The sequence below is a fragment of the Flavobacterium glaciei genome, from assembly GCF_003350545.1.
GTDB lineage: Bacteria > Bacteroidota > Bacteroidia > Flavobacteriales > Flavobacteriaceae > Flavobacterium > Flavobacterium glaciei.
Genome location: NZ_QQBA01000011.1, coordinates 104,991 through 111,543, shown reverse-complemented (window position 1 = coordinate 111,543; position 6,553 = coordinate 104,991). Strand labels below are relative to the sequence as shown.

Here is a 6,553-nt window from a genome sequence, read left to right as displayed (position 1 = left end):
CGCTTATAACGGATGTTTAAAATCCTGTTATAAGCGTTTCTTTATTGTCTAAAAAACGACTCTAATCAAAATAAGCGAAGTTTTTCAGTGCCCTCATTTTCTTGGGAGGCTTTTGCTATATAAGTTTTAATTTAATCTTAAGCAATACGCGACCCACAGGAATTTTCCTTAATGGATTTTGACATATTACAAACATTAAATTTCATATTTTGTTTTTTATTAAATCAAAAATGTTAACTATTTCTGAATTTTCCAAATATGTTATAAAAAAATTAAGAAATCCCAACACTCTCTCCTTTTTTGAATGCACATACGAATAGAAAAACATTTATCATCAAAAAAAAGTTAAGTTTAATTTGCAATTCAAAATGGTTTCATACATTTGCACCCAAATACAAGAGGAAAAATTTGAACTGATTGCAACCTCTTCATAATGAAACAAATTCATTATGGATGCTGATAATTTTTCAGTAGAAAAAATGCTAAAGCAGGAACCCTCCTTTAGTCCTTTTCAGCAATTATTTTTTCTCGCTTAATTTAAAAATAATAATTATTATGGCCTATTTATTTACGTCAGAATCTGTAAGCGAAGGACATCCAGACAAAATTGCAGATCAAATTTCAGACGCATTAATTGACAATTTCTTAGCATTTGATGCTGACTCAAAAGTAGCTTGCGAAACTTTAGTAACTACTGGCCAGGTAATTTTGGCAGGTGAAGTAAAATCAAATACGTATTTAGACGTACAACAAATCGCTCGTGATGTAATCAAAAAAATTGGTTACACGAAAAGCGAATATATGTTTGAAGCCAATTCTTGTGGAATCCTTTCTGCTATTCACGAACAATCTGCTGATATCAATCAAGGTGTTGACAGAGCAAGCAAAGAAGAGCAAGGCGCTGGTGACCAAGGAATGATGTTTGGTTATGCAACTAACGAGACTGAAAATTACATGCCATTGGCACTTGATTTGTCTCATAAATTATTACAAGAATTAGCTGTTTTAAGACGTGAAAATAACGAAATAACATATTTACGTCCTGATGCTAAATCACAAGTAACTTTAGAATACAGTGACGATAACAAACCAACTCGTATTGATGCGATTGTTATCTCTACTCAACACGATGATTTTGACGAAGAAGCTGCCATGCTAACTAAAATCAAAAAAGATATTATCGAGATATTGATCCCGAGAATCATTGCTAAAAATCCTGAGCATGCTCATTTATTTAACGATGCGATTCAATACCACATTAACCCAACGGGGAAATTTGTAATTGGAGGACCTCACGGAGATACTGGACTTACTGGAAGAAAAATCATTGTAGATACTTACGGTGGAAAAGGTGCTCACGGTGGTGGTGCATTTTCTGGAAAAGATCCAAGTAAAGTAGATAGAAGTGCGGCGTATGCTACACGTCATATCGCTAAAAATCTTGTTGCAGCGGGTGTTGCTGACGAGATTTTAGTACAGGTTTCCTATGCGATTGGTGTGGCTAAACCAATGGGGATTTTTATTGATACCTACGGAACTTCAAAAGTGAATTTGACTAATGGTGAAATTGCTAAAAAAGTAGAAGCTATTTTTGATATGCGTCCGTACTTTATAGAGCAACGATTAAAGTTAAGAAACCCAATTTATAGCGAAACTGCTGCTTACGGACACATGGGACGTACTCCAGAAACTGTAACCAAAACTTTTAAAGCTCCTGGTGGATTAGAAAAAACAGTTACTGTTGATTTATTTACTTGGGAAAAATTAGATTTTGTTGACCAAGTTAAAACTGCTTTCGGATTGTAATACACAATTTATATTATAGAAAAAGGGGATTTTGCCAACGCAAAATCCCCTTTTTTAGTTTCCGAACTTTCTCCTATAAGTTGTACTTTACAATAAAAGTTACAAAGCGTGGTAAAATTACGTTTTCATTGGCATTAAAACCATTTACACTAAAACTGTTGTTCAACCTAGATCTAGTATTTAACAAGTTATTCGCCTGAATTCGGTATTCAAACTTTGCATCTTTCTTGATGTAATTCAAACTAGCAGTCATGATTTTAAAATCGTTTGTCACACCATTGGTTTCATTTTTAAATCTGTTAAAAGCATAATCCCAATTAACATTCAAACCATTCAAGAAATAATAATTAAGCTTTACAGTTGGCGTCTGTGTGGTGAATTTATTAGATGCTTGCTCTGAAAAATTCACACGGTAACCCAAATCTAGGTTTGGATATTTTTTGAATTGCGTTGCAAAGGCCAGGTTGTACGAATGATTTACATTTTCAATTCCTTGAATAAACTCTTGAGTAGCGCCGTTACTAACTCTTCTGTTTAATACAAAATTACGGTTCCAACCTGCATTGGCGCCAGCGGTAACTTTGTAATACTTTTTGAAACTTTTAGAGTAAAACAAATTTCCGTTTAAATTTTCGTTTTCAGCATCTAAATTCAAACGATCCGAAGTGGAATAAATACTTTGAAAAGAAACTCCATTAACCACTGGATCTTTGGTAGTTGTATAACTGATGTTAGCAAAAATTGTAGTGAAATTATACAAGTTGTACTTAGAATAATTCAAACGATGGCTGGTAATTAATGAATTTTCTAATTGCGCATTTCCTCGTGACAAACTGTTAAAATTGGTAAAAATAAATCCTTCAACTAAAGCATTTACATCATTAAAGCCGTTACGCATGTTGAAATTGTAGGTTACATTTTCTGATTTCTTCAAGTCCCAACGCGCAAACATATCAGGCAATAATCTGGTAAAATTAAGTTTGAATGGCGATTCAAATTGTTCGTTTGAAGTGTTGTATTGGTGCAAAGAAAAACCAGGATTAAAAGTAAACTTACCTCTAATAAACTTATAATGTAAACCTATAAAAGCATCATTAAATTGGTAACGCACATCATTATTATACGTTGCTTGCTCCACTGGATTTACTGAATTATCTTGAAGAATTTGCAAAATACTAGAATTGTACGATTGGTAAGCATTCGTATTTCCCGCAGTTACATTCAAGATACTTTTGTTCGAGATTTGATAAAAATAGTCAATTTTTGCATCTAACTTATTGGTTTTTACAAAACGAGATTGCTGGATGTTTAGGGCATTTTCATTTACAAAAACTGCACTTGGATCGTTGGGATTTGTCGAACTCGCATTTTGATACGGATTTATCGAAAGCTGCGGATTGTAAAATGGATCTTCATCCTCGTATTGATGTTGCATTTCTAACACCCAAGTTGACTTTGGATTTTGAGTATAAAACATATTCAAACTCTGATTGAACGATGCTGGCGCTTGCTTTTGAAAAGCAATTACAGTGTTATTATTAGTTACCGTATTGCCGTTTGAAGTAGAGGTGAAATTGGTTTGACTATTGTCTACATCTTGCTGATCATTCTTCCTGAAAAACGCGTCATAATCCAATTGAAAATTATCATTAGCCTTGTATTTCGAACCAAACTTAGAAATGAAAGCATTATTACGAGACTCGGTATTATTTTTTCTGTTTTCTAAAGTTGCAATATTGGTGGTATTAGGTTCAAAAATTCCGCGTTCTGAATTGGTAATAGACTGATTGAATGTTGCTGAATACGCCGCAAACCCAGACAATGTCCATTTTTTAGAAACCGAATGATTGATGTTGATCGTTCCAAATTTATCACTCGCTTTGGCCACATTATCGCCACCTGATAAACCAAAAAAGTTTCGATTAAGAGATAATGAAGTACCGTTACGGCCAATCGTGTTTCGAGCGCCACCATTAATTCTGAAAAAATCAGCCGAAGTCAATGAAACCTCACCAATGTTATTGAGGTTTACAATGGAGTTGATGCTTGTTTTTGGCGAATAATAAAACAATTTCGGGTTAAAAATATACCCTTTATCGTTTGCCAAACCACCACTAACATCCCCAAACCAAAATTTATCTTTACCTTTTTTGAGTTTGATATTAATAGCAATATCGTCATTATTGTTTTCGAGGCCTTTCATTTGCGACACCTCATTAAAATTACGCAATACCTGCACTTTATCAACCGCATCAGATGGAATGTTTTTAGAACCCAGTTTCGTATCGCCTTCCATAAATGGCTTTCCGTCTACAAAAAGTTTAGTTACTTTTTTCCCTTCCACTTGCACCTGTCCATCACTTGTTACTTCAAAACCCGGTAATTTTTTAAAAACATCCTCTAATTTACGTTCTTCTCCGGTTTTAAACGAATCAGTATTATACACTATGGTATCCCCTTTGATAGAAACTGGCATTTCGCGCACAATTTCTACACCATCAAGCTCAATTCCACCAGATTCCATGGTGATATTTTGTACCATGTTTTGAGCAAGTGTAGAAATGGTGACTTCCTTATTTTGCATACCTAGATAACTTAGTTTTAAAACATAAGTCGTGTTAGCTTTTAAATTCAAAATGAACTTTCCTTTATCGGTGGTAATGGCGTAAGCATCCATTGCCTTGGTGGTTTGATTCACTGCCATTACGTTGGCCATTTCTAAAGGTTGTTGTTGTTTATCTTGCACCAAACCTTCTAATTTTATGTTTTGGGCATAAGAAACAGACACCGCAATTAGAGCGATAAATACTAAAATTTTTCTCATTATAAAATGGTTGTAACTATTGGGTTGGTATTAATTTCCGAAACGTATTTGCATGCCGCCATTTCCTCCACGACCTTGATTCATTTCCCTAAATTCTTCCATTTTTTTTATCACGGCATCATCATACTCTTTTTGAGAAACTACTTTTCCTTTGGCAACAGCTTTAATTTCAACTTTATCTTTTGGGTTTAAAACTACTTTTGAACACAAAATAGTGGTGCGTCCGTCATTGACTTCCAAAATTAATCCTGGCAAACCCCAATAGCCTTCAGGTCCTTGGCTTACTGGAATTTCGGGAGTATACCAAGCAGTGATTACGATTTCTTTTGGCACCTCAATTGCATCCAAGAAATTGGTTTTTTTCTCCTCAGCAGGTTTTGCACTATCTTTTATCTCGCTTTGTTCTTTTCGAGGACGCATATTTCTAAAATCAGTAGCACTTGGTTTTTTGATAGCAGTTGCTTTGTAACAGGTATATCCACCAATCACTCGAGTTTCAGCTTCCATTTTCCAATTCAAACTGGTTAAGGAATCTTTTATCATAAATTCTTTCCCCATAAACTCTTTATCGTTGCTGTATTGTTTGTCTTTTACGTTTTTGTAATACGTTCCGCCACCACCAGCAAAACTTGACATCATACGGAAACCGCCACCTTGAGCCGAAGCTTCAAGTTTTTCTTCTTCTTTATAAATAGAAGCCGTTTTGTTAAAGTTGAGAATAAATGTTTTTTCGAACATTTTTTTCATTCGTTCTTCAATCATTTTTTGCATGTCCGGAGTCATGTCCTTATTGCCTTCCATTCGAGTTTTGAAATCGGAAGTACTGGTTTTTGATTCATAAACAGCCATTCCTTGGAATTCCTGAGCTTGAAGTCCCATAAATGATGCGACTGTTACAATTAATGCTAAAATTACTTTGTACATAACTATTGGATTTTAATAAATAAGAGTGAAAAATACTATTTTTGTTACAAGTATTCTGTTAAAATAATAATAAGACTATCATAATTATATATGGTTTAATCTTCAAGAATTTGTAATTGAATCACGCCATCTTCATCTTTCATCTTTTCTAATTGTTTCTCAACTAAAATATCATATTCTTTTTTAAAAATCATTTTCCCTTTTGTTGGAATTTTAACGATTGTCTTTTTTAACGGATTTAATATTAATTTTGAACATGACCAAACCGCACCATCATCATTGACCTCTAAAATCAATCCAGGCAGCCCTTGATATTTTTCTGGACCATGACTCACGGGTATTTCAGGTGTATACCAAGCGATGATAGTTTTGTCCTTTGGTGGATCTATCGATAATAAACTGATACTTTTTAAATTATTTTTTGAAATTTGATTTTCATAATCAGCAACATCTTTGTCTGAAACTTTTACAACAGAAATTGCCTTATAGCAGATATAGTCTCCTATTGTTTTTGTACTGTTTTCCAATGTCCAATTGTATCTTGATAAACTATCTTTAACCAAATATTTTCTAGAGTCCCACTCGTTCTCAACCTCTTCAATCAATACCTTTTTTGAAAGGTTTGAATACAGCCTATCAAACGTAGCGTTTCCTGAACCGTCTTTCATAGTAACCTTTTGAAATTCTTGATAAATTGCTTCTGTTTGATTAAAACGTAATTCAAAAGTTTTTTCATAACTCTTTTGAATTTTTTGCATTATATTTTGGTCCAACGCTTCAGATCCGTTTGAAGTTTGAAAAGTAACCTTCCCAGCCATATCTTCTTTGTATTCATAATGTACAATCCCGTGGGAATCTTGAGAGAATATTGCGGTAGAAAATGCTAAATTCGTGATAAGCATTACTAAGTTAAATCTTTTTTTCATAGTGTGTTTTTTTTCGATTAGTATGCAAAACAAAGACTATTATTGATGGTAAATGGTTAATGAAAGTTAACGT

Annotated in this window: 4 protein-coding genes; 1 reads left to right on the top strand and 3 read right to left on the bottom strand. The window is 33.8% G+C overall.

What is annotated here, in order from left to right; translation table 11 throughout:
* The first annotated feature begins 555 nt into the window (after positions 1-555).
* Positions 556-1,806, top strand: coding sequence for a methionine adenosyltransferase (gene metK / locus DFR66_RS10645; protein WP_114754827.1), 1,251 nt, complete (start codon positions 556-558; stop codon positions 1,804-1,806).
* 73 nt (positions 1,807-1,879) lie between these two features.
* On the opposite strand, the gene DFR66_RS10640 is transcribed toward metK, so the two are convergent.
* The 3 genes from DFR66_RS10640 to DFR66_RS10630 all read right to left on the bottom strand — a co-directional run bounded on the left by DFR66_RS10640 (position 1,880) and on the right by DFR66_RS10630 (position 6,480).
* Positions 1,880-4,630 (bottom strand): TonB-dependent receptor, encoded by a 2,751-nt coding sequence (locus tag DFR66_RS10640; RefSeq protein ID WP_114754826.1) that lies wholly within the window; start codon positions 4,628-4,630, stop codon positions 1,880-1,882.
* A 30-nt stretch (positions 4,631-4,660) separates the two neighbouring features.
* Positions 4,661-5,554 (bottom strand): GLPGLI family protein, encoded by an 894-nt coding sequence (locus DFR66_RS10635; RefSeq protein WP_114754825.1) that lies wholly within the window; start codon positions 5,552-5,554, stop codon positions 4,661-4,663.
* A gap of 95 nt (positions 5,555-5,649) precedes the next feature.
* Positions 5,650-6,480 (bottom strand): GLPGLI family protein, encoded by an 831-nt coding sequence (locus DFR66_RS10630; protein ID WP_114754824.1) that lies wholly within the window; start codon positions 6,478-6,480, stop codon positions 5,650-5,652.
* Positions 6,481-6,553 lie beyond the last annotated feature (73 nt).